This window comes from Caballeronia sp. LZ024, from assembly GCF_031451455.1.
GTDB lineage: Bacteria > Pseudomonadota > Gammaproteobacteria > Burkholderiales > Burkholderiaceae > Caballeronia > Caballeronia telluris.
The window spans coordinates 797,301-821,343 of the sequence record NZ_JARUXL010000001.1 but is presented as its reverse complement, the minus strand read 5'-3'; the positions used below and the strand labels follow the sequence as shown (position 1 = coordinate 821,343).

Below are 24,043 nucleotides of genomic sequence, written 5' to 3'. Positions count from 1 at the left end.
GGCGCGCCAAAAACGGTCGAGCTCAGTAGTCGCCGCGCTCGCGGTCGATGCGCATGCCGCCATCCTGGTTGCGATGGTGCGGTTCGTCGCTCGGACGCTCGCGCGCGATGCGCATCACGTCCGGATTCGTGCGCACGCGTCGCATGACATTCGCGAGATGCACGCGGTCGCTCACCTGGATCACGAAGCGCAGCAGCGTGGCTTCCTGCGTGGGATCTTCGTCCATCGCGATGTGGACGATATTCGCGTCCGCCGACGTGATGTCCGCCGCGACCCGCGCGAACACGCCCTTCGTGTTCTTCACGAGCACCTTGACCGCGACGTCGAAGAGACGCCCCGGCTGCGGCGCCCACGCCACGTCGATCCAGCGGCCCGGATCGCGGCGATGGATGCGCTGCGCGACGCGGCAGTCGGTCGTATGGATCGCCATGCCGAGGCCGATGCCGATGTATCCCATGATGTCGTCGCCGGGAATCGGGCGGCAGCACGCCGACAACTGCACCGACATCCCTTCCGTGCCCGTGATGACCACCGGCGGCGCCGTGTTCGTGGTGAAGCTTTCGCGCGGGGAATCGTCGTCGTCGCGGCCGTTCATCAGCACTTCGATGCGCTTCGCCATCACGGCTGCCACGCGCCGGCCGAGACCGATATCCGCGAAGATTTCCTGGCGCGTCTTGTTGCCGGTCCACTGCACGAGCTTTTCCCACGCTTCCGGCGTGACTTCCGCGAGCGTGAGACCGTAGCCCTTGAGACTCTGGTCGACGAGCCGCTCGCCGAGTTGCACCGATTCGTTCAGGCGCATCGTCTTCAGATAATGGCGGATGGCCGAGCGCGCCTTGCCGGTGCGCACGAAGCCGAGCCACGCGGGATTCGGCTTCGAATACGGCGCAGTAATGACTTCGACGATATCGCCGCTCTTCAGTTCGGTGCGCAGCGGCAGCAGTTCGTTGTTGATCTTCACCGCGACGCACTGGTTGCCCAGGTCGCTGTGGATCGAATACGCGAAGTCGAGCGCGGTTGCACCGCGCGGCAACGGCATGATCTTCGACTTCGGCGTGAAGACGTAGACGGCGTCCGGGAACAGGTCGATCTTGACGTGTTCGAGAAATTCGCTGGAGTCGCCCGCTTCGCTCTGGATGTCGAGCAGCGACTTCAACCACTGGTGCGCGCGCTTTTGCACGTCGTTGAGATCCGCGCCGCCGTTCTTGTAGAGCCAGTGCGCGGCCACGCCCGCCTCGGCGATCTCGTGCATCTTGCGCGTGCGGATCTGGAACTCGATCGGCGCGCCGAACGGACCGACGAGCGTCGTGTGAAGCGACTGATAGCCGTTCACCTTCGGGATCGCGATGTAGTCCTTGAACTTGCCCGGCACGGGCTTGTAAAGCGCATGCAGCGCACCGATGCACGTATAGCATTCGAGCGCGCTCTCGACGACCACGCGAAAACCGTACACGTCCAGCACCTGCGAGAACGACAATTGCTTGTCGCGCATCTTCTTGTAGATGCTGTAGATGGTCTTCTCGCGGCCGGTGACTTCGGCGGAAATCTTCGCCTCGCCGATCGTGCGCTGCACCGCTTCGAGAATCTTGCCGACCACTTCGCGCCGGTTGCCGCGCGCCGCCTTCACCGCTTTTTCGAGCGTGGCATAGCGGTTCGGGTTGAAGTTCGCGAAACTCAGGTCCTGCAGCTCGCGATACGTATTGTTCAGCCCGAGCCGGTGCGCGATCGGCGCGTAAATGTCGATGGTCTCGCGCGCCACGCGCCGGCGCTTCTCCGGCGGCACCGCACCGAGCGTGCGCATGTTGTGCAGCCGGTCCGCGAGTTTGACGAGAATCACGCGCACGTCGCGCGCCATCGCGAGCAGCATCTTGCGGAAGTTTTCCGCCTGCGCTTCCTCGCGGTTGCGAAACTCCATCTTGTCGAGCTTCGACAACCCGTCGACCAGTTCCGCGACCTTCGCGCCGAAGCGCTCGGCAATCTCGGTCTTGGTGACGCCCTGGTCCTCGATCACGTCGTGCAGGAGCGCCGCCATGATCGACTGCGCGTCGAGCTTCCAGCCCGCGCAGATTTCCGCGACCGCGACCGGATGCGTGATGTACGGCTCGCCGCTCTGCCGGTACTGGCCGAGATGAGCTTCGTCGCTGAAATGGAAGGCCGCCTTCACGTCCTTGATCTCTTCGGGCGTGAGATAGGACGAAAGCCCGTTCGTCAGTTTCGCGATCGAAACGACGTCATGGCGGCGTGGCTGCTCGGGTGTCGCGGTCGGCCCGAACAGATGGCGAAACGACTGTTCGAGGACCGCGTCGATATATCTGCGTGCCGGCGCAGGGTGGTTCGGATCTGGAGCCGAGTCCTGGGCCGACTCGTGATCGGCGTCGCTGTCCGCGTCGACGGAGACGGGCAAGGGTGTGTGACTCATGTTCGCCTCCGTGGTTGTGACGTGGTGGACGCCGGTTGCTAGAAAAAGCGCGACGAAAAAACGGCGCCTTTAGACCGGCACCTTCTTCAGCATCTCCACCCCGACCTGGCCTGCCGCGATTTCGCGCAGCGCAACGACCGTGGGTTTGTCGCGGCTTTCGATCTTCGGCGTGTGGCCTTGTGCAAGCTGGCGTGCACGATAGGTCGCGGCAAGCGCCAGCTCGAAGCGGTTCGGGATCTGTTTCAGACAGTCTTCTACGGTGATGCGGGCCATGTTTGTTTCCTTCGGAATATGTTCTTTATTCTACCTTATGTGACCGGAACGCCCTGATCACGAAGCGTGCGGCGTATGAATGCCCAGCTCCACGAAAAGCTGCGTGTGGCGGGCGTATTGCGAGCCGAAGCGCAGACGCGTCGCCGCCACGAGACATTGCAGTTCCGCGAGCGCGCGTTCGAAGTTCTCGTTGATCACGACGTACTCGGCTTCGGGCGCATGTGACATCTCGCTGCCGGCCGCGAGCAGGCGCCTCACGATCACGTTCTGCGGGTCCTGTCCGCGCTTTTTCAGGCGGTCTTCCAGCGCATCGAGCGACGGCGGCAGGATGAAGATCTCGACCGCGTTCCTGAACTGCTTCTTGACCTGCTGCGCGCCCTGCCAGTCGATTTCGAGCAGCACGTCGTGGCCGCTCTTCATCTGTTCCTCGATCCACACGCGCGACGTCGCATAGTAATTGCCGTGCACTTCCGCGCTTTCCAGGAACTCGCCCGTCGCATGGCGCTCCATGAATTCGTCGACGGAGACGAAGTGGTACTGCACGCCGTTCTTGTCCTTCGGACGCGGCTCGCGCGTCGTGTACGACACCGACAGGCGGATCGCCGGGTCCTGCGCCAGGAGCGCGTTGACGAGCGTCGACTTGCCCGCGCCCGAGGGCGCGACGACCATGAAGAGGTTGCCCGGATAGATGCCGGTGTAGGTGCTGAGATGCGCGTTGCGCGTCGGGGTGGTCATTGAAACGTTACTCCAGGTTTTGTACTTGCTCGCGCATCTGTTCGATGAGGAGCTTCAACGTCATCGACGCATCGGCGAGTTCCTTCGCGGCCGCCTTCGAGCCGAGCGTATTCGCTTCGCGGTTCAGTTCCTGCATCATGAAATCGAGGCGCTTGCCGACCTTGCCGCCCTTTTGCAGCACGTGGCGCGTCTCGGAGAGATGCGCGGTGAGCCGCTGCAACTCTTCCGCGATGTCGATGCGGATGCCGTAGATAGTCACCTCCTGGCGAATCCGCTCCGCGATTTCCTCGCGCGGCAGGCTCGTCGTGGTGCCTTCGGGCGCCGCGATGCCGAGCGCGTCCTGCAGCCGCTCGACGATCTTTTGCTGATGCTTCGCGATCAGTTCCGGGACGAGCGGCGTCACGCGCGCGACGATCGCTTCCATTTCGGTTGCGTTGTTGATCAGCACCGACGCGAGCGCCGCGCCTTCGCGCGCGCGGACGTCGATCAGGTCGGCGATGGCCTGCTTGCCGCACGCAATGACCGCTTCGCGCAGCACTTCCGGCGATACGCCGCTTTCCGCGAGCACGCCCGGCCAGCGCAGGATTTCGCCGGTGCGCATGCGTTCGGCCTGCGGGAAGGTTTCGAGCACCGAGCGCTCGAGCGCCGCGAGTTGCGCGAGCGCGTCGCGATTGAGCGCGCCGGCGTTCGCGCTCTGTTCCGCGCGATTCAGGTTGATGCGGATATCGACCTTGCCGCGCGAAAGCTTCGTCATCAGCATTTCGCGCAGTTGCGGCTCGCAGGCGCGGACGTCTTCGGGCATGCGGAAGTTCAGATCGAGAAAGCGCGAATTCACCGTGCGCAATTCCACCGATACGCCGATGCCCAAGCCGCTCGGACCCGTCCCGGCCGCGGCGACTTCGCGCGTCGCGCTGGCATAGCCTGTCATGCTGTAGATCATGGTGCGTCTCGCGATGTGTGCCTCCGAACGGAGGCCGATTTGCTACGAGTGCCCGGCTGGTGACTTGTGCATGAGGAGCACGCGAGGACGGCCGGGCGGGGAAGCAGCCATTATCCCATTTTTGCCGCGCAGGCCCGGCAATCGCGGCGTTCAAGCCGATGCCGCGCGGGCCTCGCCGACGATCGCGATCGATTGGCGATAAAATCGCACGTCGAGCGTCGCTCGCGTTTCTCCACCTTTTCTCGCCCATTCCATGACCGACTCCGTCCTGCTCGACCCCTCCGCCCTCGACCGCCCGAGCGGCCGCCGCGCGAACCAGTTGCGCGACGTGCGCATCACGCGCCACTACACGAAGCACGCGGAAGGCTCGGTGCTCGTCGAATTCGGCGACACCAAGGTGATCTGCACCGCGAGCATCGCCGAGCGCGTGCCTGAATTTCTGCGCGGCCGCGATCAGGGCTGGCTCACGGCGGAATACGGCATGCTGCCGCGCGCCACGCACACGAGAAGCGACCGCGAAGCCGCGCGCGGCAAGCAGACCGGCCGCACGCAGGAAATCCAGCGGCTAATCGGGCGCGCGCTGCGCTCCGTGTTCGATCTCAACAAGCTCGGCGCGCGCACGCTGCATATCGACTGCGACGTGCTCCAGGCCGACGGCGGCACGCGCACCGCGAGCATCACGGGCGCGTTCGTCGCGGCACACGACGCGGTGTCGAAACTGCTGGCGTCGGGCCGCATCGCCGAATCGCCGATCAACGATTTCGTCGCGGCGATCTCGGTCGGCGTGTACGCAGGCGCGCCGGTGCTCGATCTCGACTACGACGAAGACTCGCAGTGCGACACCGACATGAACGTCGTGATGACGGGCGCGGGCGGTTTCGTCGAAGTACAGGGAACGGCCGAAGGCGTGCCCTTCACGCGCGCCGAAATGAACAAGCTGCTCGATCTCGCGCAAAGCGGCATCGCCACGCTGATCGCGAAGCAGAAGGTCGCGCTGGAGCTGATCGGTGCCTGAAGTCAATGAACTGAAGCGGGTCGTCCTCGCATCGAACAATGCGGGCAAGCTGCGCGAGTTCGCGTCGCTGTTGAACGCGGCCGGGATCGAACTGATCGCGCAGGGCGAACTCGGCGTGCCGGAAGCGGACGAGCCGCACGTCACGTTCGTCGAGAACGCGCTTGCTAAAGCGCGCCATGCATCGAAGCTGACGGGCCTGCCCGCGCTCGCCGACGATTCCGGCCTCTGCGTGCATGCGCTGCGCGGCGCGCCGGGCGTGTATTCGGCGCGCTTCGCGCAGCTTGCGGGCGGCGAAAAAAGCGACGCGGCGAACAACGCGCGCCTCGTCGCGGAACTGGCGGGCAACGCGGATCGACGTGCGTACTATTTCTGCGTGCTCGTGCTGGTGCGTCACGCCGACGACCCCGAGCCGCTCATCGCCGAAGGCCGCTGGCATGGCGCAGTCATCGACGCGCCGCGCGGCGCGCACGGCTTCGGCTACGATCCGCACTTCTTCCTGCCGACGCTTTCTGCGACCGCCGCGGAACTCGAACCCGCGCGCAAGAACGCGGTGAGCCATCGCGCGATCGCGCTCGGCGCGCTACTCGGCCGCCTGAAGGAACTCGCGTGAGCACGGGTCCGCAAGCCATCAACGTCGTGAAGGCGTTCACGTCCCCGGGGAGCATCCGGCTGACGTCGCTGCCGCCGCTGTCGCTCTATGTCCACTTTCCGTGGTGCGTGCGCAAGTGTCCGTATTGCGACTTCAACTCGCACGAGTGGAAAGGCGATTCGTTTCCCGAGGACCGCTATCTCGACGCGCTGCGCGCCGATCTCGAACGCGCGCTGCCGCTGGTGTGGGGCCGGCAGGTGCATACGATCTTCATCGGCGGCGGCACGCCGAGTCTTTTGTCCGCGAAAGGGCTCGACCGACTGCTGTCGGATGCGCGCGCCCTCCTCCCGCTCGACGCCGACGCCGAAATCACGCTCGAAGCGAATCCCGGCACCTTCGAAACGGCGAAGTTCGCGCAGTTTCGCGCGAGCGGCGTGAACCGGCTGTCAGTGGGCATCCAGAGCTTCAACGCGCAGCATTTGAAGGCGCTCGGGCGTATCCACGATTCGACGCAGGCGCACAAGGCCGTCGAAATCGCGGCGCGTCACTTCGACAACTTCAATCTCGACCTGATGTTCGCGCTGCCGCAGCAGTCGCTCGCCGAATGCCGAAGCGACATCGAAACCGCGATCGGCTTCGCGCCGCCGCATCTGTCGCTGTATCACCTGACGCTCGAACCGAACACGCTGTTCGCGAAGTTCCCGCCGCAAGTCCCCGACGACGACGCCTCCGCCGACATGCAAGAGTGGATTCACGAGCGCACGCGCGAGGCGGGCTACGAGCGTTATGAAGTGTCGGCGTATGCGAAGCCGCATCGACAAAGCCGCCACAACCTGAACTACTGGCGCTTCGGCGACTATCTCGGCATCGGCGCGGGCGCGCACACGAAGTTGTCGTTCCCGCAGAAGATCGTGCGCCAGGCGCGCTACAAGCACCCCGCGACGTACATGGACGAAGCGCTCGCCGGCACGCCGGTTCAGGAAGAACGCGAAGTCGGCCCGCATGATCTGCCGTTCGAATTCATGCTGAACACGCTGCGGCTCGTCGAGGGATTTCCGGTGCATGCGTTCGTCGAGCGGACCGGCCTCGCGATGTCGACGATCGAACCCGCGCTCGTCGAAGCCGAGCGGCGCGGCCTGATTCATCGCGACTTCGAGCGCATCGCGCCGACCGAACTCGGGCAGCGCTTCCTCAACGACCTCCAGGAACTCTTCCTGAAGGACGCCCGAACGTGAGCGCGCCGAGCACGCTGCCCGGCCCGATCATGCGTCATCGTCCGTTCGCGCTGTTCTGGAGCGCGCGCGTGATGTCGTCGGTGGCATTCCAGATGATGTCCGTCGCGATCGGCTGGCAGGTCTATTCGATCACGCATAGCGCTTACGCGCTCGGGCTTGTCGGGCTCGCGCAGTTCGTGCCGATGTGCGTGCTGACGCTCGTCGTGGGCCATGTCGCGGATCGGTATGACCGGCGCACGATCGCGTTCGTCTGCCAGCTCTTGCAAGGGCTCGCGGCGCTCGCGCTGTGCGTCGGCGCGTGGCATGGCCTGCGAAGCCCCGCGCTGATCTACGCGATCGCGACGATCACGGGCGCTTCGCGCGCGTTCGAATCGCCTTCGATGGCCGCGCTCCTGCCCAACCTCGTGCCGCGCACGCAGTTGCAGCACGCGACCGCGTGGTCCACTTCGGCCAACCAGACCGCGCAGATCCTCGGGCCGGCGATGGGCGGCCTGCTATACGGGCTCGGCCCGTCGAACGTGTACGGACTGGTCGCGTGCGCGTTCGTGGCGGCGGCGGCGTTCGTGGCGTCGATTCGCATCGACGAGGCCGTGCGCATGCGCGCGCCGCTGTCCTTCGAGTCGCTCTTCTCGGGCATCGCGTTCATTCGCAAGAAGCCGGTGATACTTGGCGCGTTGTCGCTCGATCTGTTCGCGGTGCTGCTCGGCGGCGCGACCGCGCTTTTGCCGGTTTTTGCGCACGACATTCTGCACACCGGACCGTGGGCTCTCGGCGTGATGCGCGCGGCGCCGGCGGCCGGCGCGCTCGCCGGGTCGATCTGGCTCGCGCATTTTCCGCTGAAGCAGCGTGCGGGGACGGCGCTTTTCGGCGGCGTGATCGCGTTCGGCATCGCGACGGTTCTGTTCGGACTGTCGCGCAATCTGGTTGTGTCACTGGTCGCGCTGGCGGCGCTCGGCGCGTCGGATGTGATCAGCGTGGTTGTGCGCACGTCGCTCGTGCAGTTGCAGACGCCCGACGAAATGCGCGGACGCGTCGGCGCGATCAATTCGCTCTTCATCGGCACGTCGAATCAGCTCGGCGAGTTCGAATCGGGGATGACGGCGGGACTGTTCGGCGCGGTGCCGGCGGTGCTGATCGGCGGAATAGGGACGATCGCCGTCGCGCTCTTGTGGATGCGGCTTTTTCCTGCGTTGAGGGCGACGCGGTCGCTGGAGGGATAAGCGTTCGTCGAGCGGGCGAGTTGCGTTACAATACCGGCCTTCTGGAGGTGTGGCCGAGCGGTTTAAGGCACCGGTCTTGAAAACCGGCGAAGGAGCGATCCTTCCGTGAGTTCGAATCTCACCGCCTCCGCCAGAATCCATTCGAGCGCATCAGCCGCTCGACCCGTCTCGTCGTTCTTCCCCCGCTCCGTGTTCCATGTACGCCCTTTCGACGGGCGTCAAAGCGCCATGACAGCGTCGGACGCTGCTTTCAGCCCGGCGACATTCACGCGTCGTGAACGCCACGGCGCGACACCACTCAAACGCCTTCGATCACAACACCCGGAGACCGCCATGAGACTCCCCGCCATCACGCTCGGCCTGCTCGCCTTGTGCGCCCTCGCCCACGCGGACGAACCCGCCAGCCAATGGCGCTTCACCGAAGCCACGCTGTTCGATCTGATCCAGAACAACTACACCATCGTGGTGGTCACGAGCGGCACCGCGCGCAATGGGGCATCCGCGGAAGACACGTTCTTCCTTCAGAAGACCAACAGCGTATTCAAGTGCTTCGAGTCCCGCGACGCCAACGCAGGCGCAAAGCGCGCCACAGGCGCCGTCGAGTGCTATGAACTGACCAAGCCCGGCGCGACGGCACCGGCCAAGTAACAGACGCGGCAGCGCGAACTTGCATCCGCGCTGCGCCAAAGAAGCTCAGTTATCGTCGGAGCGCACCGGCGGCCGTTCATGCGGATCGGGCTCCGCTTTTTCGGCGTCCGGTTTGTCGACCTCGGTGCCGGGTGACGCCTGTGGCGCCGCGGCAGGCGACGGCTGATCCGGCCGCGCAGGTTGCCCCGCCGGTTGCGTAGTGGAGGCTGTGGGCATCGCGTTCTCCCTCTGGTTGGGGACGTCCCCCGCTACCAAGTTAGCACCGAACGCACCGGCGAACACGCGCGAATATCAGCCGACGTCCGGTTCGCCCTCGCCGGACTTCTTGCCGGGCGTGTCGTTCGGCCCTTGCTTTCTCGCGTCGTCGTCGCGCTCGGGCAGCTTGCTCTTCTCGTTGTCGCTGTGTTCGGCGGGCTGCGCCTCGCCGGCCGGCTTCGTATCGTTCGTCATGGTTCTCCTCCTCGTCCGATGGATGACGAAACCGCCAGCAAGCGGCGGACCCGCCCGACGCTTGGCGCCCCTCTTCGCTTTTGGCTACCATGAACGTATCGCGAACAGCCGGGCGGCCGCCATGATGGCATCGATCAAAACCTGCGCGACCCATGCGCGCACCGTGCTCGCGGCGGTCAGCGCGATCGTGATCATTGCCTTCGCGGGCTGCACGATCACTCCGCCGCCGAAATCGGTCGAAAGCCGTCCGCCGGCGGCCGTTGCCAGCGGCACGCTCGACCAATACAAGGCGCGCGTCGCCCAGCGCATCTTCGAACGTAATCCGTCGCTCGTCCTCAAGGGCACGCCGCAGGCGATGCTGCGCTCGTTCGTCGTCGTCACCTTTACGGTCGATCGCGGCGGGCGTGTCGTGGCGTCGTCGGTCTATCGCACGAATGGCGACGACGAAGCCGAAGCCACCGCGCTCGCCTCGCTGCGCCGCTCGTCGCCGCTGCCCGCGCCGCCGCCGCGACTGCTGAACGGCAACGGCACGCTGGAGCTGTTCGAAGGCTGGATGTTCAACGACAACGGCCAATTCCAGTTGCAGACCTCGCACTCGCCGCAGGCGACGACCATCGACTGATGCGTGTCCCGCGCGACGCTCGGTTGCCCCGGCGCGCGCACGGTCGTTATAATTTTCGATACCCTCCGCCGGATACCCCTCCGGCACGGCCTTCGCCGCTTGCCGATCCGCATGCGGCGCGAAGCCCGACCAACGGCCCGCGCATTACGCATGTCGCGGCGCCCGGAACGCAGGCGCGTCGTGCTTCGGCGCGCCTTCTCGTCACACGCTTATCGCCCCGATGCACCGCAAACAAGACCGCAGCCCAGCGGCAATCCCTCAGCACAACGACTACGGAGACTCCATGTCCTCAGCATCGCTTTCCGCCGCCGAGCCCAACGACGGAAAAAACAGCGCATCGCGCGTGATTTTCGCGAGCTTTATCGGCACCGCCATCGAGTTCTACGATTTCTACGTCTACGCGACCGCCGCCGCGCTCGTCATCGGCCCGGTGTTCTTTCCGCACGGCGACCCGGCCGCGCAGGCGCTCTCGGCGTTCGTGACGTTCGGCATCGCGTTCGTCGCGCGGCCGATCGGCTCGTTCATCTTCGGCCACTTCGGCGACCGCATCGGCCGCAAGTCGACGCTCGTCGCCTCGCTCCTGGTGATGGGCCTTTCGACGACGCTGATCGGCTTCGTCCCCGGCTACGATTCCATCGGCGCAGCCGCGCCCGTGCTGCTCTGCATCCTGCGCTTCGGGCAGGGCATCGGCCTCGGCGGCGAATGGGGCGGCGCGGCGCTCCTCGCGACCGAATACGCGCCGCCCGGCAAGCGCGGCTGGTTCGGCATGTTCCCGCAACTGGGGCCGTCGATCGGCTTTCTGGCGTCGAACGGTCTGTTCTTCGGTCTCGCGCTCTCGCTCTCCGACGAGCAGTTCCGCAGCTGGGGCTGGCGCGTGCCGTTCATCGTGAGCGCGGTGCTCGTCGCGCTCGGGCTGTATGTGCGCCTGAAAATCGCGGAGACGCCCGCGTTTCGCGCGGCCGTCGAGCGCCACGAGCGCGTGCGCGTGCCGATCGCGACGCTCTTCGGCCAATACCTCGCGCCGACGCTCCTCGGCGCGCTCGCGATGGTCGTCTGCTATACGCTCTTCTATATCTCGACGGTCTTTTCGCTGTCCTACAGCGTATCGACGCTGCACTTCTCGCGCGAGAAATTCCTCGGTCTGCTCTGCTTCGCGGTGATCTTCATGGCGATCGCGACGCCGATCTCCGCGCGCGCCAGCGACCGTTTCGGACGACGCCCGGTGCTGATCGTCGGCTGCATCGCGGCAATCCTGTCGGGCTTCACGATGGCGCCGCTTCTCGGCAGCGGCAACACGTTCGCCGTGGCGCTTTTCCTCACGCTCGAACTGTTCCTGATGGGCGTGACGTTCGCACCGATGGGCGCGCTCTTGCCCGAACTCTTCCCGACGAACGTGCGCTACACCGGCGCGGGCGTGGCGTACAACCTCGGGGGGATTCTGGGCGCGTCGGTGGCGCCGTACATCGCGCAACTGCTCGCGAACCGCGGCGGGCTCGCGTGGGTCGGCGGCTACGTGTCGGTCGCGGCGGCGGTGAGTCTCGTCGGCGTGCTGTGCATGCGCGAGACGCGCGACATCCGTCTCACTTAAGCGCGCGACGACGCTCGCGGCGCCGCGGCGTCAGCCGTCGCGGCGGTTGGTCACGTGCGCGGGCATGGGCCGCTGCGGGCCGGCGTTGGGAACGGCCACGCGGCGCAGATCCTTGCGATCGCGCCAGAACCGCGCGAGCAACATCAGACTGCCGATGGCGATTGCATCGGCGCCGAGCCCCGCGAGCCACGCGAAGTGGCCGGAAGGCATCACGCGCAGGGCCGTGTCGAGCGCGAGCGACACGCCCGTTCCCGCGATGAAGCACACGAGCCCCTGCGTGCCGATCGTGACGACGCCCGGCAGGCTGCGCGCGAGCGAGCCGATCCAGCCGGCATGCACGGCGCGCGCGACGACCCATGCGAACGCGGCGAAGCTCACGATGCGCAGCGACGCCAGGTTCTGCTTCATGTATCCCGGCGGCGGCGCGCTTTCGATGAAAAGCTTGGCGAACGCGAACCCGAGCACGACACCGATCGCAATGCGCGTGATCCAGCGCGCCGTCGCGCTCGCGTGGAATTCATCGCTGATCGGCTGGGTTCGGCCGAGGATGCCCGCGACGAACATCAGTTGCCAGGCGAACGGGTTGAACGACCAGCCGTCGGCGTAGGCGGAAGGCAGGATGGGCGCGAGTTGCGTCGCGAAGAGCCACACGCCGAGGCTGCCGAACAGTACGAGCACAGGCTTTCTCGCCGCGAGCGGCACGACGAGCGGCACAGCGAGCGCAAAAAAGGCATACATCGGCAATACCGCCGACAAATATGGCTGATTGCGCAGCACCGCAATACTGGCAATAAGTTCGAGCGGCCGTTCGAGAAACACGGGCCATTCGGTATATTCGACCATCGGTGAATCGATGCGAAGCCACATCAGGAGCGCTCCGGCCACGAGCATCAACGCGGCGGTAACGAGATAGGCGCGGTATATCTCCAGGCTTCGCTTGAAAAAGCGCCGCCGCGCGCCTGAACCGCTGCGTCTTGATTCAAGCGCGGTATAGGCCGCCGCCGATGCATAACCGCCGAGGAATACGAAAACCTCGGCGGAATCGCAGAACGCGTATTTATGCAGCGTGAAATTGGAAACGACGCTTCCCGATATGTGATCGACAGCGATGACGAGCAGGACAATTCCTCGAAAGAAATCGACTTCCAGTGATCGCCCTGTCAGTGATGTCATCGGTGAAAGCTCCGCGTCCGCCAGCCCAGCCCGCGCTCCGGAAAGGACCGCCTGACTTGTACGGGTTTGTACGAAGCTAGGGGAAAAGATTCCCCGAATCAAGATTTATTTGATCGCGTCCTGAACAAAGGTCGCGAGTATGGCGGGGAAATGGCTTTTTTGTCGGATTTGCGTCCGGCGACCGCGCGCATATACTGAAATTAATCGGCGGGATAATACGGGACTGCCGCGAACGCTCGTCAAGGAGCCGGGAAATGCGCATTCATCTGGAAAATTCGCATCTCGTCGCGATTATCGCCATCGCGTTGTTCACGGCCTTGATGCTCGCCATTCGCTTTCGGCCGAAAAGCTGGCGCGGCGTGATTTGCGAAGCGCTGATCGCAAATCTTGGTGCAATTGCCGCCGTGGTTGCTTTCGAAATTCTAACGGCGTGAATTAATCGAGGTTCGCATTTTCATTCAAGTCGCTTTCAACCGCTGTAACAAAGGTCTTCCGCGCGATTTCCGGCGGCGCTCCGCCGTCGCACGCACGCCGAACGCGCTTCGTTTTCGAGATGGCTCGTTATAATCGACGCTTTTGCCGGCGGCCATCAGCATGATTCGCGCGCTTCGCTCCCTTCCGATCGCCACCATCCGACGCGCACGCAGCATCTGGCGCCGATATGGCATTTTCTGGCTCGGCGCGATCGCGGTCGGCCTCGTCGCGGTGCTCTACGCGCGGCTGATCGACTGGGGTTACAGCCAGTTTCTCCACGTTCAGCGCGAACATGTCTGGCTGCCGCTCATCGTGACCCCCGCCGTCTCCGCGCTGTGCGTCTGGATCACGCGCAAGTTCTTCCGCGGCGCCGAAGGCAGCGGCATTCCACAGGTCATCGCCGTGCTGAACGGGCCGACCTCGGCGCTGGGCGCCCGCCTGCTCACCTTGCGCATACTCGTCGGCAAGATCGCCGTCTCGTTCCTCGCGATTCTCGGCGGCTTCACGATCGGCCGCGAAGGACCGACTGTGCAGGTCGGCGCCGTGCTGATGTTCAACCTGCGCCGGCTCTATCCGCGCTCCAGTGCGGTCATCGAGCGGCAACTCGTGCTCGCGGGCGCGGCGGCGGGTTTGTCGGCGGCGTTCAACACGCCGCTCGCGGGCATCGTCTTCGCCATCGAGGAGCTCACGCGCAGCTTCTCCGTGCGCACGAGCGGCGTACTGATCACGGGCATCATCCTCGCCGGTATCGTCGCGCTCGGGCTGAACGGCAACTATACGTACTTCGGCACGATCGACATCGGGCAGCGCTTCCCCGATCTGCTCGCGGTCGCCATCGTGCTGACGGCGGTCGTCACGGGCATCGCGGGCGGCGTGTTCTGCTGGCTGCTGCTCAACACCGCGAAGTGGATTCCGGCGCCGCTGCGCCGGCTGCATACGGCGCAGCCGGTCGCGTTCGCGGCGCTGTGCGGACTGGTGATCGCGGGGGTCGGCATCGTGTCGGGCGGCACGACGTTCGGCAGCGGCTACGAGGAAGCGCGCGGCCTGCTCGAAGGACACACGCAGCTGTCGATGTTCTATCCGCTGCTCAAGTTCGTCTCGATGATCGGCTCGTATTTGCCGGGCATTCCGGGCGGCATCTTCGCGCCGTCGCTGTCGATCGGCGCGGGATTCGGCAACGTGCTGCACATGATCTTCGACGACATGCAGTTGCAGATGCTGATCGCGCTCGCGATGGTCGGCTATCTGGCGGCGGTCACGCAGTCGCCGATCACCGCCTTCGTGATCGTGATGGAGATGGTGAATGGTCACGCGCTCGTGATCTCGCTGATGGCGACCGCGCTGATTTCGAGCCGCGTCTCGGCGTTCTTCGCGCCGCCGCTCTACGAGGCGCTTTCCGAGCGCTACATGGGACACATGCCGCAGCCCGCGCCCGCGCCTTCGCCCGAAGTGCCCGAGCCGCTCGTGGAGGAAGAAGACGAGAACGAGGCGCCGCGGAAATGACCAGACGATTGCAGACCGGCTCGCGCAAACGTTGACGCAGAAAAACAAAAAGCCAGGATCGCCCGATCCTGGCTCATCTTTTCCCGACGCCCTTCCCGCGCGCGCCACGCGCCGGGCGAAAGCGCCTTAACGTTTCACGCCTGCGGAATTTCGATCTTCACTTCCAGCACTTCGAGATCGTCCTGACGTTCGAGGCTCACGCGAATGTCGTCGTTGGAAATCTTCACGTACTTGGAAATCACGGCAACGAGTTCCCGTTGCAACGCCGGCAGATAATCGGCGGCGGCTTTGCCACCCGCGCGTTCGTGCGCAATGATCAACTGCAGGCGTTCCTTCGCCACCGAAGCGGACTTCTTTTTCTCGCCCAGCAAAAACGAAAGAATCGACATTGCGTCCCCTTACTTGGTGCCGAAGATGCGTTGCAGCAGACCTGGCTTCTGATAGTCGATGAAACGCAGCGCCTTTTCCTCGCCGAGGAAACGCGACACGATGTCCTTGTACGACTCGGCGACGTCGGTACCATCGAGATGCACGGCGGGCAGACCCTGGTTCGACGCATGCAGCACGGCTTCCGATTCCGGAATCACGCCGATCAGCTCGATGCGCAGGATCTCCTGAATATCGTTGAGCGACAGCATTTCGCCTTCGCTCACGCGCTTCGGGTTGTAGCGCGTGATCAGCAGATGTTCCTTGATGGGCTCCTTGCCCTCGATCGCACGCTTCGTCTTCGACGACAGAATGCCGAGAATGCGGTCCGAGTCACGCACCGACGACACTTCCGGATTCGTCACGATCAACGCTTCGTCGGCGAAATGCATCGCGAGCAGCGCGCCCGATTCGATGCCGGCCGGCGAATCGCACACGATGTATTCGAAGTCCATCGCGATCAGGTCGTTGATCACCTTTTCCACGCCTTCCATCGTGAGCGCGTCCTTGTCACGGGTCTGGGACGCCGGCAGGACGAAAAGGTTCTCGCATTTCTTGTCCTTGATGAGCGCCTGGTTCAGGTTCGCCTCACCCTGGATCACGTTGATCAGGTCGTACACCACGCGCCGCTCGCAGCCCATGATGAGATCGAGATTGCGCAGACCGACGTCGAAGTCGATCACGGCCGTCTTGTGGCCGCGCAATGCGAGCCCCGATGCGAAGCTCGCGCTGGTGGTCGTCTTGCCGACGCCGCCCTTCCCCGATGTCACCACAATGATTTTTGCCATACATGTACCTTGTGTTCGTCAAATAAGTCCGGCTGGCGGTTCGTCGAGCGTGCCCCGTTCGTCCGGGGCGCGCGTTCGTCTCGAATGAATCAGGTGAGCCGCAGCGGTTCGATCATCAGTTTTTCTTCGTCGAGCCAGATTTGCACCGACTTGCCGAGCACGTCGGCGGGCAACGGGTTCTCGGTCGTCCGGTAGATTCCCGCGATCGAGATGAGTTCCGGTTCGAGACAGGTGCAGAAGATCCGCGCGTCGTTGTTGCCGTGCACGCCCGCGAGCGCGCGCCCGCGCAACGGCGCATAGATGTGAATGTTGCCTTCCGCGATCAGTTCCGCGCCGTAGGACACGAGCCCCAGCACGACCAGATCGCCCTTCGCGTACACCTGCTGGCCGGAGCGCAGCGGACGGTCGATGATCGTCGTCGGCGAAGGTGCCGCGGGCGGCGGCGTCTTCGCGACGGCCGCTTCGATCACCGCTGCGGCGTCGGTGTTCGCGCTCGCCGCGCCTTCCGAAGGCTTCGGCGCGCCGCGCCGGTCGCGTGCTTCGAGAAGCGGCAGGCCGCCGCCCGACGCCCATTCGGCCGCCCATGCCTGCGCGGGCAACGCGACGACGCCGATCGGCCGCATGCGCACGCTTGCGAGCAACTGCGCGAGCTCGCCGAGCGCGATGCGCTCGGTCGCCGACGTTTCGGCAAGACGGCGCACGTCGATCGCGACGACGTCGCCCGCGAAAAACTCGGGAGTCGCTTCGAAGCGCCGCGTGAGTTCGGTGCGCAGCGCGTCGAGGTCGGTGGTCTTGACGACAAAGAGAAGCGTGTCGACGGAGCCGCTGCGCAATTCAAAAAAGGGCGTTTTGTTGAGCGACATAGGAACGGCCAAAAATTTTGCGTATTTTACAGGCGCGCGCGCGCTCAGCCATATTTTTCGAGACGTGTTTGCGCGATATTGGGCGGCGGCGGAGTGCCGCGGATAACGGCGCCCCACGCATGCGACGGCGCCGCGAAAATGAATAGACGTATCGACGATTCACGCCGTGCCCGGCGCATCTTGCTCTTCGTTGTGCACGTGACGCACGAGCAGCGTTTCCCATTCTTCGGCGTGCGCGGGCATCATCCGGCGATCGCCTGTCGGACCGAAACCGAGCCGCTCGTAGAAACGCTTCGCGGTGCGGTTTTCATCGGCGATCCACGCATGGATCTCCTTCGCGCCCTCGTCCGCGAGCCATTGCGACGCCGCGTTCACGAGCAGTTCGCCGCCGCGCAGATGCCGGACCGCAGGCGCGACCCACAGCGAATGAACGAACGCGCGCCGCGTGCCCGCTTCGTCGATGAACGCGCCGACGAGTCCCGCCGGATGACCTTCGGTGTAGAGCAGAAACGTGGCAGTGGACGACGAACTCGCGTGATGCGCGGCTGTTTCGTCGAAACTGGATGCCTCGGCAAGAAGCGCGTCCTCGAGGGTTTCGTCGAAGGCGTAAGGCGCCTCGCGCAGCGAAGCCGTACGAAGCTCGCGCAGGACAGCGCCCTGGTGCGCGGCGATGCGGCGAACGGTCAGTGAAGGACTCATGCGGGCGGTTGACTCTCTGGTTCTTTCTGACTATCCGGTAGCTTCAACCGAACGGGCGATCGAGTCAATTTTTTATTTGCACGCGCCGACTCGCGGCGCGCGGTGCGGACTCGGATGGGTCGCGCCATCCGCTTATGGCGCCGCGTAGGCGCCGGTGCCGTCGGGCCACGGCGTCAGCAGCTCGAAGCCGTCTTCCGTGACGGCGACCATGTGTTCCCATTGCGCCGAGAGCGAGCGGTCCTTGGTGGTCACCGTCCAGCCGTCGCGCGACTGCTGCGTGGCGGCGCGCCCTGCGTTGACCATCGGCTCGATCGTGAAGACGAGGCCCGGCTTGAGACGCAGTCCCGCGCCGCGCTGGCCGTAGTGCAGCACTTGCGGGTCTTCGTGATAGACGCGCCCGATGCCGTGTCCGCAATACTCGCGCACGATCGAAAAACCTTCGCGGTGCGCCACCGACTGGATCGCATGGCCGACATCGCCGAGCGTCGCGCCGGGACGCACTTCGCGGATGCCGGCGAGCATCGCCTCGTAGGTCGTGTCGCACAGGCGTCGCGCTTCGGCGCTCGGCGTGCCGGCGTAGTACATGCGGCTCGTGTCGCCGAAGTAGCCGTCCTTGATGATCGCGACGTCGATGTTGACGATGTCGCCGTCCTTGAGTTCGCGCGGGCCGGGAATGCCGTGGCACACGACATGATTCACCGAGGTGCAGATCGTCTTCGGAAAACCCATGTAGCCGACGTTGGCCGGAACGGCCTTCAGTTCGTCGACGATGAAGCGGTTGCAGATCGCGTCGAGTTCATCGGTGGTGACGCCCGGGCGGACGTGCTCGCCGATCATCGCGAGCACGTCGGCGGCCATGCGGCCCGAGATGCGCAGCTTTTCGATGTCGGCGGGAGACTTGAGAGTGATAGCCATTGGGTCTTGCGAGATGGGTTCGGTCGATGCGCGCGGCGGCTGCGGCGCGCGCGCGTCGGGCGCGGATTGTCGGCGATGATAGCATTGCCCGCCGGGCGCCCGCCCGCGCGCGGGCCGGTCGGCGCACTCGCGTCGGGGCGCGGACGGCCTTGCCTCGATCGGGCGTTTACGGTTTATTGGGCGCTTTTATCTTCAGCCGACGGAGCTCCATGTCCTTGCATCGCCTTGCTGTTTCTGCCGTAACCGCCGCGATCGCCCTCGCCGCCTGTAGCTCGACGAGCGGGCCGGAGTTGCGCGCGTCCAAGCCCGTCATCTACGTCTCGTCGGCGCGAACGGCGTCGGATATTTCGAGTTGCCTCGATCACATGCTGCCGTCCGCGCAGACGACGCGCAACGCCGGATCGACGGAACTGCTCGTCGGGCCCAATGCGTGGCTCGTGACGCTGACGCCATCGGGATATGGATCGACCGTCAAGGTGCAGAAGTCCGATGGCGAATACGGCGGGCTGCCGGAGCCGGAATTGCGGTTCGACATTGCGCGGTGTACGACCTGAGTCGATGCGCCAGCGCCTCGTACAGAGGCGCACCAGACCGCGCACAAAGTAAAAGCCCCGCAAGTCTTTCGATTTGCGGGGCTTTCAGTGTCTTGGCGGAAAGCTGAGACTCAAATGCGCGATCCGCACGTTCCTTGCAGATCCGTTCTGCTCATCCGCGCATTGGCGCGACACACATCCGCTATATCCGCAGATTTCGAATACGGGCTCGCCGGGCTATAGGGCGAAAAACCCCAATTCGCTCAACAAAAAGAACGTTACTAACAAATCGTCCAGTTTCACTTTCATTTCATCACGTCCCTTTATTCGCGCCCGGTTATTCCTGCCTGTTTCGGTTTCAATATCTGCCAGCAGCGGCCCAGCAGTGGGCCAGCAGCCTTACCCGTTCCTGCGCATTGGGCCCCCGCCGCGCTTCGGCGACGATGTGCCGCCATTGGGTGGACGTCGCAGGGTCGCGGCATACCTCGATAAGCACGTGCGTAGGTTTTGACGTTTCTTCGCCGCGCGGGACGCGCGCGCGGGGCCTTGCCATGTCCCAGCAATTCGGGCGGGAAAGTCTTGAGGGAATGCTCGGCGGCAGCGGACGCGCAGACAACTCGTCGCGCTCGTGTTCGGGCATTTCATGTTCGCGTCGTACCCCTGACGCCAATCCGGGGCAAGAGGATCTGCGGGGCCGCGTTTGTCCCAAGACTTGCATGAGTGATTATTGGGAAAGGGGCCGAAGTTTTGCCCGAGCACGGGCTAAATGACGGACCACAAAAAAAACCCCGCAAGTCTTTCGATTTGCGGGGCTTTCAGTGTCTTGGCGGAAAGGGTGACCACCAAGATTTATTCCGCAACTTTCCAAATCACTCCGTCTAATCCAGCAATATCAATTACTTGCCGCCATTTTACTACCGCAACAGGCTACAATCTTCCGCCACTTGGCGATGGGCTGAATGATAGGCTGAAAATTGGCATTGACCGACAAACAGGCTAAAGCACTTGGACCGGACGACAAACCGGTCTTTGTTGAAAGGTAACGGGGCTACTGCTGACGCCCAAAAAAATGGCTCCAAATGGACTCTGCCGTTACAAACCCCGTGACCGGCAAGCGTCGCGACGCGGGCCTTTGGGGTCTATCCCGAAGTCCCTGATTGCGGACGCGCGCGAAAAGGCGCTCACCATGCGCCGTCTGATTGAGGCGGGAAAAGACCCCATTGAGGAACGCAACAGGGAACAGCAGGGCGCCAGCATTGCCGCAGCGACGCTTACCTTTGAGATGGCGGCGCGCGAGCTACATGAAGAACTCAAACCCGGCTGGAAAAATGCGAAGCACGCCGCGCAGTGGATCAGCACGTTTGAGACCTACGTGTTTCCAAAGATTGGCGCGAAAAAGCTCGACGCCGTGACGCCCGCCGACTGTGCCGACGTGCTGCGTCCGATATGGCTCGACAAGACAGAGACCGCCAGCCGCACCCGCCAGCGCATGCACGCCGTGATGCAATGGGCGTGGGCGCACGGTCATATCACGGTGAACCCGGTTTCCGTGGTCGATCACATCCTGCCGAAGCAGAACGCGCAGAAGAGTATCAACCGGCGATGTCCTGGCGCCACGTACCGGCGTTCGTCAAGACGCGTATTGCCAACTACCAGCAAGGCGACAGCACCCGCGCCGCCTTGCTGCTGAACCTGACTGCAACGCGTAGCGGCGAGATTCGCGGCGCAACATGGGATGAATTCGACCTGAAGGCCGGGGTGTGGACCATCGCCGGCGAACGGATGAAAGCGAAAGAGCCGCACCGCGTGCCGTTATCGGCTCCCGCGCTCGCTCTCGTCAAGGCGCTGAAGGAACAAAAGTAGCACGAGACCTCGTTCCTTCTGTCGCCGCGTGAAAAGGTCCTCAGTGATATGACGCTGACGGCGCTGCTACGCCGCGTCAAGGCAAAGAGCGACACGCCAGGGCATTTTGCAACGGCGCATGGCTTTCGCTCCAGCTTCCGCGATTGGGCCAGCGAACACGGCTACGCCCGCGACCTTGCGGAACGGGCGCTCGCGCATACGGTTGCGAACAAGGTCGAGGCTGCCTATCACCGCACCGACCTGTTAGAACAGCGCCGCCCGATGATGGAAGCGTGGGCGGCGCACGTTTGTTCAGACTGACTTGTAAATTTCAAGACTGAGCGTTTGCCCAAACGGAATCGAACTCGATTTGATCAATTTCGATCAGTTCAAACTCCGGCTCCGCTGCTATTTCATCCAGTAGTGGAACGGGCACTTTGCCAAGCCTAGCGTTACCCTTCTGCCAGTTCCAAGTCTTTCCGCCCAATGACGGCTTGTGCCCTGGTCGTTCCGTCAGAGTTCGAGAACTCAACTTCAAAATTGCTATCACCGTAGTCTTCGATAACATACCCGATATCCCCGGGGAAAACCTGCTCGAATTTTCCCGGCGCGCCGATGTATCGGACGCGGTTGTAAATTTCAATGCTCATTACCGGTTCCTCATAAAGCCAGAAAAGGGCGTATTCAGCTTCAACGAGCCGTCAGACTCAACCATCCAACCCGACTTGAGATAGCTAATCTGCCCATCCGCAGCCCCTTTCCCGGGTAGCGCGATCTCAATGTTCACACGCTGACCATACTGGTCTGCTTTGCCTAGAGTGAATTCACCATTTGCATATTTCTGAGCCGCTTGCGTTTCCCAAATGCGAACAAGCTGGTCTGAGTCATCTATCGAGTAACCCAACGAGGTGAACACGACATCTTTTCCGTGGTCTGCGCCGGGCCTAAAAATGTAGTCCGCAAATTTTCGTCGATCAGCAATAGCAACTATTTTCGCTGCTGCATTATATAGATCGGCATCACTGTCCCGATGAACATTCGGATGTGTTGGATTCGCCTGAGAAGGATCTTTGGGGAAGCCGGATTCTCCTCGATGCCCCGTCGGGCCATTTCCGGAGCTTGACGGAGCATGTGCGCCACGACCTGCCTCACCTCGATGCCCCGTCGCGCCATTTCCGGAGCTTGACGGAGCATGCGCGCCACGACTTGCCTCACCTCGATGCCCCGTCGCGCCATTTCCGGAGCTTGACGGAGCATGTGCGCCACGACCTGCCTCACCCTCGCTCTTTACCTGCAACAGTGGTCGGGGTGGCTCTCCGATCCCTGAGCTAACCCGGATTTCATCGGCCGCCGCTACCTCGGTCTTTACCGCTCGCACTCCGGCAAGCGCCTGATGATGAACGGGGGGTAACGTATCCTTCAAAAGACGTTGCAACTGTTCGTCAAGCTTTGATAGCGCTTTTGGGATTTCTTCAGCAACGCGTGCCTGCACTGCATAGAAGCGTGCCTCCATCCGTTCAAGCTGTGCAAGCAACTCTCTAGCGCGCTCGAAATACTCGATGCGGCTTAACTGCTTTTGAGCCTTCGCGATCGAACTAAGCACGCCCCTGATGTACTGCTGCAACTCCGCGACAAGCTTTGTGCCATAGTCCGCGAACTTCAACTTCGCCAGCAGCTTGACAATGTCGCCCTTCGAAAACCGAGCGAGAAAGCCAATCACCTTTGTGAGTACGACTTCACCCTCCCGAACCAGCAGCAAACACAGGGCGCGAAGAAAAGCAGCCGCCTCGTCGCCAATCAGTGCGCCAACGAGTGAGCCAACCGCCGCACAAATTATTGGCCCGAATACCCCCATTGCTGAAGCTATCAGAATGACCCACTCCTGCCATTCAGGATGCGTGGCATTTTGATCGGAAGTCGATTGGCCCTCGTAACGCCGCCCGAGTCGCAAGCACACGGCGGCCAAATCGCGCATGCTGGTAACAACAACAGCGCCGGGCACGGTCATAGCAAATAACATGTCCGTCACGATCACGCTCAAAGGTCGGTCTTCCGCGAACTCACCCAATGTCAGCGATTTCAGCCATTCGTATGCGCCAACGGCCTCATCCCATATCTTTCCAAGAATACTCATTGCCCCACTCCCGGCTCAGTGCTGGCCGTCAAATCGTCGAAATCGGAATCGCGCGCGACGTTCACACTAAAGCGATGCGGGTTGGGATCGTCAAGATATCGAATTTGTCCGCCAGTTCCGGCAGATAGCCCGCTTATGCGTGCATAGCCATCGGTGTCGAGCATGCCCCGGCGCGTCGAACCGTCTTCAAGTCGGGCCACATAACGACACCCCGGAATTGGCGACCCATCTGGATAGATGCGCCGGAACTCCAGATCGGTAGGGCTGGCGCGGCACGCGGCATGGTTGGCATGGGCGTGTGCTGGGATGCTTTGCCCTTCTTCTGAACTGTAATGGTTTTAAAGAACAGGTCGAACGGGCCTCCGAGCGTAATGCTCCCATCCTTGATATGTATAAATGCACCGCCGCTTTCGAGGATGAGTTCCTTGGCCGCCGCAAGGTTGACCTTGCCGTTGACGCTGGCGACGTTGATATCCTCGTCTGCGATGAACGACATTGGGCCACTTTGCGCCTGAATTTCGACAGGGCCTTTCGCTGCGAAAATCTTGATGCCGAGCTTCTGCGCGAACAGCGATATCTTTTCTCCGGCCGCGACGGTCCAGCGTTTCATTACGCTCCAGTCGGCGTTCTTTCCGGCTACGGCTGAAATGTCGCCCTGCGCCGCGAACTGCACGCCACCGCCCGCGACGATAGCCGCCGAGGCGGGCGTGCTCATCAGCAGCCCCCGCTTTTTCGGGCCATCCAGATCGTCCTTCATCTGCTGCTGCGCGTCGGTATCGGCTGACTCGGCCTTCGCGCTCGTGGCGGACGCCGCCAGCGCCTTCGCCGTCGCCAACGCGCTCTCAAGCTGCGCAATGGTCTCCTGCATGTCCAGTTGCTTGCCGCTCGCGCCGGGACGGTCGTAGGTGGTCACCATCACGCCCTTGCCTGCGCGAAGCACTCCCCAGCCCGATGTTCTC

General features: G+C 63.4%; 28 protein-coding genes, 1 tRNA gene and 1 pseudogene. 15 read left to right on the top strand and 15 right to left on the bottom strand.

What is annotated here, in order from left to right:
• Positions 1-22 precede the first annotated feature (22 nt).
• The 4 genes from QCE48_RS03645 to QCE48_RS03630 form a co-directional block, all read right to left on the bottom strand.
• The gene (locus QCE48_RS03645; protein ID WP_309786062.1) at positions 23-2,419 is read right to left on the bottom strand and encodes a bifunctional (p)ppGpp synthetase/guanosine-3',5'-bis(diphosphate) 3'-pyrophosphohydrolase; all 2,397 of its coding nucleotides are present in this window, start codon (positions 2,417-2,419) and stop codon (positions 23-25) included.
• 69 nt (positions 2,420-2,488) lie between these two features.
• Positions 2,489-2,692: a DNA-directed RNA polymerase subunit omega gene (rpoZ, locus tag QCE48_RS03640; protein WP_006025620.1), complete on the bottom strand. Its 204-nt coding sequence runs from the start codon at positions 2,690-2,692 to the stop codon at positions 2,489-2,491.
• Between the two features lie 57 nt (positions 2,693-2,749).
• Positions 2,750-3,427, bottom strand: coding sequence for a guanylate kinase (gene gmk, locus QCE48_RS03635; protein WP_309786064.1), 678 nt, complete (start codon positions 3,425-3,427; stop codon positions 2,750-2,752).
• A 7-nt stretch (positions 3,428-3,434) separates the two neighbouring features.
• The gene (locus QCE48_RS03630) at positions 3,435-4,367 is read right to left on the bottom strand and encodes a YicC/YloC family endoribonuclease (RefSeq protein ID WP_309786066.1); all 933 of its coding nucleotides are present in this window, start codon (positions 4,365-4,367) and stop codon (positions 3,435-3,437) included.
• A gap of 253 nt (positions 4,368-4,620) precedes the next feature.
• Here QCE48_RS03630 and rph point away from each other — a divergent pair, with 253 nt between their 5' ends.
• The 6 genes from rph to QCE48_RS03600 all read left to right on the top strand — a co-directional run bounded on the left by rph (position 4,621) and on the right by QCE48_RS03600 (position 9,074).
• Entirely contained in the window at positions 4,621-5,382 is a 762-nt protein-coding gene (gene rph / locus QCE48_RS03625; RefSeq protein ID WP_309786068.1) for a ribonuclease PH, read from the top strand.
• Complete coding sequence (rdgB, locus tag QCE48_RS03620; protein ID WP_309786069.1) at positions 5,375-5,992, top strand: RdgB/HAM1 family non-canonical purine NTP pyrophosphatase; 618 nt, start codon at positions 5,375-5,377, stop codon at positions 5,990-5,992. Before rph ends, rdgB begins: the two co-directional genes overlap by 8 nt.
• Positions 5,989-7,206, top strand: a complete 1,218-nt coding sequence (gene hemW, locus QCE48_RS03615) for a radical SAM family heme chaperone HemW (RefSeq protein ID WP_309786070.1) — start codon at positions 5,989-5,991, stop codon at positions 7,204-7,206. Before rdgB ends, hemW begins: the two co-directional genes overlap by 4 nt.
• Before the next feature lie 29 nt (positions 7,207-7,235).
• Positions 7,236-8,426 carry an MFS transporter gene (locus tag QCE48_RS03610; protein WP_309788278.1) on the top strand — a complete coding sequence of 397 codons (1,191 nt, stop codon included), beginning with the start codon at positions 7,236-7,238 and terminating at the stop codon, positions 8,424-8,426.
• A gap of 43 nt (positions 8,427-8,469) precedes the next feature.
• Positions 8,470-8,559: transfer RNA gene (locus tag QCE48_RS03605), tRNA-Ser, on the top strand.
• 200 nt (positions 8,560-8,759) lie between these two features.
• Positions 8,760-9,074, top strand: coding sequence for a hypothetical protein (locus QCE48_RS03600; RefSeq protein WP_309786071.1), 315 nt, complete (start codon positions 8,760-8,762; stop codon positions 9,072-9,074).
• 291 nt (positions 9,075-9,365) lie between these two features.
• Here the strand turns inward: QCE48_RS03600 and QCE48_RS03595 are convergent, their stop codons facing one another.
• Positions 9,366-9,524 carry a hypothetical protein gene (locus tag QCE48_RS03595; protein WP_309786072.1) on the bottom strand — a complete coding sequence of 53 codons (159 nt, stop codon included), beginning with the start codon at positions 9,522-9,524 and terminating at the stop codon, positions 9,366-9,368.
• Between the two features lie 121 nt (positions 9,525-9,645).
• Between QCE48_RS03595 and QCE48_RS03590 the strand changes: the two genes are divergently transcribed.
• Both QCE48_RS03590 and QCE48_RS03585 read left to right on the top strand, forming a co-directional pair.
• The gene (locus QCE48_RS03590) at positions 9,646-10,146 is read left to right on the top strand and encodes a TonB family protein (RefSeq protein ID WP_404982827.1); all 501 of its coding nucleotides are present in this window, start codon (positions 9,646-9,648) and stop codon (positions 10,144-10,146) included.
• A gap of 283 nt (positions 10,147-10,429) precedes the next feature.
• Positions 10,430-11,734: an MFS transporter gene (locus QCE48_RS03585; protein WP_309786073.1), complete on the top strand. Its 1,305-nt coding sequence runs from the start codon at positions 10,430-10,432 to the stop codon at positions 11,732-11,734.
• Between the two features lie 30 nt (positions 11,735-11,764).
• Here the strand turns inward: QCE48_RS03585 and QCE48_RS03580 are convergent, their stop codons facing one another.
• On the bottom strand, positions 11,765-12,907 hold the full coding sequence (locus QCE48_RS03580) for an OpgC domain-containing protein (protein ID WP_309786074.1): 1,143 nt from the start codon (positions 12,905-12,907) through the stop codon (positions 11,765-11,767).
• A gap of 254 nt (positions 12,908-13,161) precedes the next feature.
• On the opposite strand from QCE48_RS03580, the gene QCE48_RS03575 reads away from it, so the two are divergent.
• Together QCE48_RS03575 and QCE48_RS03570 are read left to right on the top strand one after the other, a co-directional pair.
• Complete coding sequence (locus QCE48_RS03575; protein ID WP_309786075.1) at positions 13,162-13,341, top strand: hypothetical protein; 180 nt, start codon at positions 13,162-13,164, stop codon at positions 13,339-13,341.
• Positions 13,342-13,501: 160 nt separating this feature from the next.
• A complete protein-coding gene (locus tag QCE48_RS03570; protein ID WP_309786076.1) occupies positions 13,502-14,884 on the top strand; it encodes a chloride channel protein in 1,383 nt (460 codons plus the stop codon).
• A 134-nt stretch (positions 14,885-15,018) separates the two neighbouring features.
• Here QCE48_RS03570 and minE read toward each other — a convergent pair whose 3' ends face one another.
• The 5 genes from minE to map all read right to left on the bottom strand — a co-directional run bounded on the left by minE (position 15,019) and on the right by map (position 18,575).
• On the bottom strand, positions 15,019-15,273 hold the full coding sequence (gene minE, locus QCE48_RS03565; protein WP_035926261.1) for a cell division topological specificity factor MinE: 255 nt from the start codon (positions 15,271-15,273) through the stop codon (positions 15,019-15,021).
• A gap of 9 nt (positions 15,274-15,282) precedes the next feature.
• The gene (gene minD / locus QCE48_RS03560; protein WP_087630752.1) at positions 15,283-16,098 is read right to left on the bottom strand and encodes a septum site-determining protein MinD; all 816 of its coding nucleotides are present in this window, start codon (positions 16,096-16,098) and stop codon (positions 15,283-15,285) included.
• An 89-nt stretch (positions 16,099-16,187) separates the two neighbouring features.
• Positions 16,188-16,961, bottom strand: coding sequence for a septum site-determining protein MinC (minC, locus tag QCE48_RS03555; protein WP_087630753.1), 774 nt, complete (start codon positions 16,959-16,961; stop codon positions 16,188-16,190).
• 159 nt (positions 16,962-17,120) lie between these two features.
• Positions 17,121-17,660, bottom strand: coding sequence for a GNAT family N-acetyltransferase (locus QCE48_RS03550; protein WP_309786077.1), 540 nt, complete (start codon positions 17,658-17,660; stop codon positions 17,121-17,123).
• A 132-nt stretch (positions 17,661-17,792) separates the two neighbouring features.
• Entirely contained in the window at positions 17,793-18,575 is a 783-nt protein-coding gene (gene map, locus QCE48_RS03545; protein ID WP_309786078.1) for a type I methionyl aminopeptidase, read from the bottom strand.
• Positions 18,576-18,784: 209 nt separating this feature from the next.
• Here map and QCE48_RS03540 point away from each other — a divergent pair, with 209 nt between their 5' ends.
• The 5 genes and pseudogenes from QCE48_RS03540 (at position 18,785) to QCE48_RS03525 (ending at position 21,271) form a co-directional block, all read left to right on the top strand.
• Positions 18,785-19,129: a hypothetical protein gene (locus QCE48_RS03540; RefSeq protein WP_309786079.1), complete on the top strand. Its 345-nt coding sequence runs from the start codon at positions 18,785-18,787 to the stop codon at positions 19,127-19,129.
• A 1,048-nt stretch (positions 19,130-20,177) separates the two neighbouring features.
• A pseudogene (locus QCE48_RS31815) lies at positions 20,178-20,285 on the top strand (hypothetical protein); the annotation flags it as partial.
• A 9-nt stretch (positions 20,286-20,294) separates the two neighbouring features.
• Positions 20,295-20,798: a phage integrase central domain-containing protein gene (locus QCE48_RS03535; protein ID WP_309786080.1), complete on the top strand. Its 504-nt coding sequence runs from the start codon at positions 20,295-20,297 to the stop codon at positions 20,796-20,798.
• The gene (locus QCE48_RS03530) at positions 20,789-20,971 is read left to right on the top strand and encodes a tyrosine-type recombinase/integrase (protein ID WP_309786081.1); all 183 of its coding nucleotides are present in this window, start codon (positions 20,789-20,791) and stop codon (positions 20,969-20,971) included. The genes QCE48_RS03535 and QCE48_RS03530 overlap by 10 nt, the downstream gene beginning before the upstream one ends.
• Positions 20,972-21,019: 48 nt before the next feature.
• Complete coding sequence (locus QCE48_RS03525) at positions 21,020-21,271, top strand: hypothetical protein (protein ID WP_309786082.1); 252 nt, start codon at positions 21,020-21,022, stop codon at positions 21,269-21,271.
• Positions 21,272-21,281: 10 nt separating this feature from the next.
• Here QCE48_RS03525 and QCE48_RS31810 read toward each other — a convergent pair whose 3' ends face one another.
• The 4 genes from QCE48_RS31810 to QCE48_RS03510 all read right to left on the bottom strand — a co-directional run.
• Positions 21,282-21,386 carry a DUF6881 domain-containing protein gene (locus QCE48_RS31810; protein ID WP_404982832.1) on the bottom strand — a complete coding sequence of 35 codons (105 nt, stop codon included), beginning with the start codon at positions 21,384-21,386 and terminating at the stop codon, positions 21,282-21,284.
• Between the two features lie 16 nt (positions 21,387-21,402).
• Positions 21,403-21,600, bottom strand: coding sequence for a DUF4926 domain-containing protein (locus tag QCE48_RS03520; protein ID WP_309786083.1), 198 nt, complete (start codon positions 21,598-21,600; stop codon positions 21,403-21,405).
• A complete protein-coding gene (locus QCE48_RS03515) occupies positions 21,600-23,084 on the bottom strand; it encodes a DUF6883 domain-containing protein (RefSeq protein ID WP_309786084.1) in 1,485 nt (494 codons plus the stop codon). Before QCE48_RS03515 ends, QCE48_RS03520 begins: the two co-directional genes overlap by 1 nt.
• Before the next feature lie 133 nt (positions 23,085-23,217).
• A partial coding sequence (locus QCE48_RS03510; protein WP_309794082.1) for a DUF2345 domain-containing protein occupies positions 23,218-24,043 on the bottom strand: 826 nt, incomplete at its 5' end.

Bases quoted from the DNA above. Each gene is read 5' to 3' on its own strand.
- QCE48_RS03575 (WP_309786075.1), top strand. From the start codon at position 13,162: ATGCGCATTCATCTGGAAAATTCGCATCTCGTCGCGATTATCGCCATC.
- QCE48_RS03520 (WP_309786083.1), bottom strand. From the start codon at position 21,600: ATGAGCATTGAAATTTACAACCGCGTCCGATACATCGGCGCGCCGGGA.
- QCE48_RS03595 (WP_309786072.1), bottom strand. From the start codon at position 9,524: ATGACGAACGATACGAAGCCGGCCGGCGAGGCGCAGCCCGCCGAACAC.
- QCE48_RS03570 (WP_309786076.1), top strand. From the start codon at position 13,502: ATGATTCGCGCGCTTCGCTCCCTTCCGATCGCCACCATCCGACGCGCA.
- QCE48_RS03515 (WP_309786084.1), bottom strand. From the start codon at position 23,084: ATGAGTATTCTTGGAAAGATATGGGATGAGGCCGTTGGCGCATACGAA.
- QCE48_RS03645 (WP_309786062.1), bottom strand. From the start codon at position 2,419: ATGAGTCACACACCCTTGCCCGTCTCCGTCGACGCGGACAGCGACGCC.
- QCE48_RS03535 (WP_309786080.1), top strand. From the start codon at position 20,295: ATGCGCCGTCTGATTGAGGCGGGAAAAGACCCCATTGAGGAACGCAAC.
- rph (WP_309786068.1), top strand. From the start codon at position 4,621: ATGACCGACTCCGTCCTGCTCGACCCCTCCGCCCTCGACCGCCCGAGC.
- QCE48_RS03590 (WP_404982827.1), top strand. From the start codon at position 9,646: ATGATGGCATCGATCAAAACCTGCGCGACCCATGCGCGCACCGTGCTC.
- QCE48_RS03525 (WP_309786082.1), top strand. From the start codon at position 21,020: ATGACGCTGACGGCGCTGCTACGCCGCGTCAAGGCAAAGAGCGACACG.
- QCE48_RS03540 (WP_309786079.1), top strand. From the start codon at position 18,785: ATGTCCTTGCATCGCCTTGCTGTTTCTGCCGTAACCGCCGCGATCGCC.
- QCE48_RS03630 (WP_309786066.1), bottom strand. From the start codon at position 4,367: ATGATCTACAGCATGACAGGCTATGCCAGCGCGACGCGCGAAGTCGCC.
- gmk (WP_309786064.1), bottom strand. From the start codon at position 3,427: ATGACCACCCCGACGCGCAACGCGCATCTCAGCACCTACACCGGCATC.
- minD (WP_087630752.1), bottom strand. From the start codon at position 16,098: ATGGCAAAAATCATTGTGGTGACATCGGGGAAGGGCGGCGTCGGCAAG.
- rpoZ (WP_006025620.1), bottom strand. From the start codon at position 2,692: ATGGCCCGCATCACCGTAGAAGACTGTCTGAAACAGATCCCGAACCGC.
- QCE48_RS03610 (WP_309788278.1), top strand. From the start codon at position 7,236: ATGCGTCATCGTCCGTTCGCGCTGTTCTGGAGCGCGCGCGTGATGTCG.
- minE (WP_035926261.1), bottom strand. From the start codon at position 15,273: ATGTCGATTCTTTCGTTTTTGCTGGGCGAGAAAAAGAAGTCCGCTTCG.
- QCE48_RS03580 (WP_309786074.1), bottom strand. From the start codon at position 12,907: ATGACATCACTGACAGGGCGATCACTGGAAGTCGATTTCTTTCGAGGA.
- minC (WP_087630753.1), bottom strand. From the start codon at position 16,961: ATGTCGCTCAACAAAACGCCCTTTTTTGAATTGCGCAGCGGCTCCGTC.
- map (WP_309786078.1), bottom strand. From the start codon at position 18,575: ATGGCTATCACTCTCAAGTCTCCCGCCGACATCGAAAAGCTGCGCATC.
- QCE48_RS03600 (WP_309786071.1), top strand. From the start codon at position 8,760: ATGAGACTCCCCGCCATCACGCTCGGCCTGCTCGCCTTGTGCGCCCTC.
- QCE48_RS03550 (WP_309786077.1), bottom strand. From the start codon at position 17,660: ATGAGTCCTTCACTGACCGTTCGCCGCATCGCCGCGCACCAGGGCGCT.
- QCE48_RS03585 (WP_309786073.1), top strand. From the start codon at position 10,430: ATGTCCTCAGCATCGCTTTCCGCCGCCGAGCCCAACGACGGAAAAAAC.